The organism is Cellulomonas septica, from assembly GCF_012396155.1.
GTDB classification, from domain to species: domain Bacteria; phylum Actinomycetota; class Actinomycetes; order Actinomycetales; family Cellulomonadaceae; genus Cellulomonas; species Cellulomonas septica.
Genome location: NZ_JAAXOY010000484.1, coordinates 1 through 2,795, shown reverse-complemented (window position 1 = coordinate 2,795; position 2,795 = coordinate 1). Strand labels below are relative to the sequence as shown.

Here is a 2,795-nt window from a genome sequence, read left to right as displayed (position 1 = left end):
GCCGACGCAGCGCCGGGGGAGCCGGGCCGACCGTCCTGACCCGGCCTGACCGCGGCGAGACCGGGCTCGACCGCAGCCGGGCCTCACCTCCCCGACGCCCCGGACGGGCCTGTGGGCGCAGCGGACGCCGCCGCGAGGGTCGCTGGACCTCTGGGCAGGAGATGTCCGGATCGCTACATTCGCAGACGGACCCGACGGCGAGTCCGCCGGGTCCGGGCGGGTGGTCCGACGGTCGCGTCAACCGCGGACCGCCCGAAGCGCCGGTGGCGTGCCACCCCCCTCTCGGCACGCCACCGGCACCCCGCCCGCCTGCGGAACTGCCGACGGCGGACCCATGCGGGACCCGGGTCCGACCACGGGCGGACGACCTGCGACGCGACGGCTGGCACTGTGAGGCGGTGCCGTCGACCCCGTCGACGTGCCGGAGCGTCGTCGTACAGAACAGGTCACGCGTGTTTCGTCAGGTCCCCGTCCTCCCGGTCGTCGTCCCCCTCGCCGCGGCAGTCCTCGCGGTGCTGCTGCGGTCGCTGGCCCGCCGCGGACGGCTCTCCGTGCCGCGCGCCGCCGTCGCGGTCGTGCTCTGCGTCTACGCCGCCGGCGTCGTCGCGAACACGGTCTTCCCGATCTACCTCGACAAGCCGGTCAGCAGTGCGCCCTGGACCAGCGGCGTCGTCGTCGTGCCGTGGACGCCGTACGAGGTCGCCGACGCGGTGATGAACGTCCTCGTGTTCGTGCCGCTCGGGTTCCTCGTGCCGCTGCTCGTGGCCCGGGTGTCGTGGTGGCGGGCGGTGGCGGTGGCGGCCGTCGTCAGCCTGGCGATCGAGGTCACGCAGGCGGTCACCGCGCACCTGCTGGGCGGGGGTCACGTCGCCGACGTGCACGACCTGGTCTTCAACGTCGTCGGCGGCGTGCTCGGCTACGCGGCGTTCGTCGGCGTGTCACGCGTGCCGGCCGCCCGGGCGCTCGTCAGCCGCTTCCGGTGGCACGACGACGCCCCGGACGCCGCTGACGCCGCGCAGCCGGAGCCCGTGCGCGGGTAGCCGCAGCCGTCTCGACGGCCGCCTGACGCGGACCCCCGTCACCCCGGACGGGGGCGGCGTGCGCGTCGCTCAGGACACCTTGCCGCGGAGGAGCCGGCGCCAGTAGATCGGCGGTTCGAGGTACCGGTCGAAGAGCAGGAGGCTGCGGCGCGGTCGTGCCAGGTCCGGCACGCGGACGGTCGGCTCGGGTCGGCGTCGACGGTCGAACTCCGCGAGCAGCAGCCGGCTGCGGGACGTCGTCACGGGAGCGACCGAGTACCCGTCGTAGTGCCGCATCGTCGTGCCCGTCCGCCGCGCGGCGATGTTGTGCGCGACGACGGGGACCTGCTTGCGCAGCGCACCGCCCGAGGGGAGGGCGTCGACCTGGGCCGCGTCGCCCAGACCCCACACGGTCGGGTGGTCGGGGTGCTGCAGCGTCCGCGGGTCGACCGCGAGGAACCCGTCGCTGCTCGACGAGGTCAGCCCGCTCGACGCGAGCCACTGCGGCGCGCGGTGCGGTGGCGCGAGGAACAGGGCGTCGTACGCGAGGTCGTCGGTGCCGCCGGGGGTCCGGAGCCGGACGCGTCGGGCGGTCCCGTCGACGTGCTCGACCGCGGTCGACGTCCGGACGTGCACGCCGTACCCGGCCGCCGCCGCTCGCAGCTCACGGTCGGACTCCGGGAGGTCGACCAGCCGGTCGGCCTCGAGCAGCAGCTCGACCCGGATCTCGTCGAGGACCCCTGCCCGGCGCCAGTGGTCGGCGGCCAGGAACAGCGGCTTGAGGCCGACCGGGGCGCACGGGACGTGACGGTCGGAGATCGCGAACACGGCCGTCCCCGACGTGAGCGACGACAGCAGCTCCCAGGCCGCCGGTGCGTGCTCGGGCAGGTAGCTCGTCGACGCGGACCCGGCGCGCACCGCGTCCAGCGCGCCCGGGATCGCGTCCCAGTCCACCTGCGAACCGGGGCACACCGCGAGGTCGGTGTACGTGAGCTCGCCGCCGCCCGCGAGGCGGACCGCCGACCGTGCGGGGTCGATCGCCGTGACCGCGTCCTGGTACCACCGCACCCCGGGCGGCATCGCGTCGGCCTGCGGTCGTCGCAGGTCGTCGAGGGTCGCCATGCCGCCGGCGACGTAGGACAGCAGCGGGCGGTACTCGTGGACGTCCTTGGGCTCGACGACCGCGACGTCGCGGCAGCCGTCGCGGCGTAGCTTCGCCGCGAGCGAGATGCCGGCGTTGCCGCCGCCGATCACGAGGACGTCGTGGTGATGGGGACCGGTCACGATCGGGACCACGCTCCGTGTGCGTCGGGGACGCGCCACGCTACGTCGGGTCACGCGGACCCGCGCGTCGGAGCGATGCCGTGCACCGTCGGGAGCGTCGACGCACCGAGCGCACCGCCGACGCGCACCGAGGGCACCGTCGGCGCGCACCGAGGGCGGGCGGTCAGGTCGTCGCCGTGACCGCCCGCCCCCTGGCGGGCCCCGGTGGCGCCGGTCAGGCCGGCGTCACCGGGACCGGATCAGTCCTGGGAGGAGGACTGACCGGTCAGGTGGCCCCACGCCCACGCGAGGACGTCCGCGTCGACCGGGCCCGTGGTGAACGACGGGGCGAAGGCGTCCGCGTCACGGCTCCACGTCGTGGAGCGCGCGGTGCCGTCGTCGGTGCCGGTCCACCGGTCGGTCGCCTCGGCGCTCGTGCGCTGGCTCCACGCGTCGGCCCAGGGGCCGTCGGCGTGGACCGGGGCGGCCAGGTCGGCGCCCCCGCGCAGCAGG

General features: G+C 75.8%; 3 protein-coding genes. 1 reads left to right on the top strand and 2 read right to left on the bottom strand.

Translation table 11 applies throughout. The features are described 5' to 3' along the window. The first annotated feature begins 452 nt into the window (after positions 1-452). On the top strand, positions 453-1,040 hold the full coding sequence (locus HGA02_RS21110) for a VanZ family protein (RefSeq protein ID WP_168679937.1): 588 nt from the start codon (positions 453-455) through the stop codon (positions 1,038-1,040). 69 nt (positions 1,041-1,109) lie between these two features. Here HGA02_RS21110 and HGA02_RS15415 read toward each other — a convergent pair whose 3' ends face one another. Both HGA02_RS15415 and HGA02_RS15410 read right to left on the bottom strand, forming a co-directional pair. Then, positions 1,110-2,303, bottom strand: a complete 1,194-nt coding sequence (locus HGA02_RS15415; protein ID WP_343035514.1) for an NAD(P)/FAD-dependent oxidoreductase — start codon at positions 2,301-2,303, stop codon at positions 1,110-1,112. A 239-nt stretch (positions 2,304-2,542) separates the two neighbouring features. Next, a partial coding sequence (locus tag HGA02_RS15410; RefSeq protein WP_168679933.1) for a hypothetical protein occupies positions 2,543-2,795 on the bottom strand: 253 nt, incomplete at its 5' end.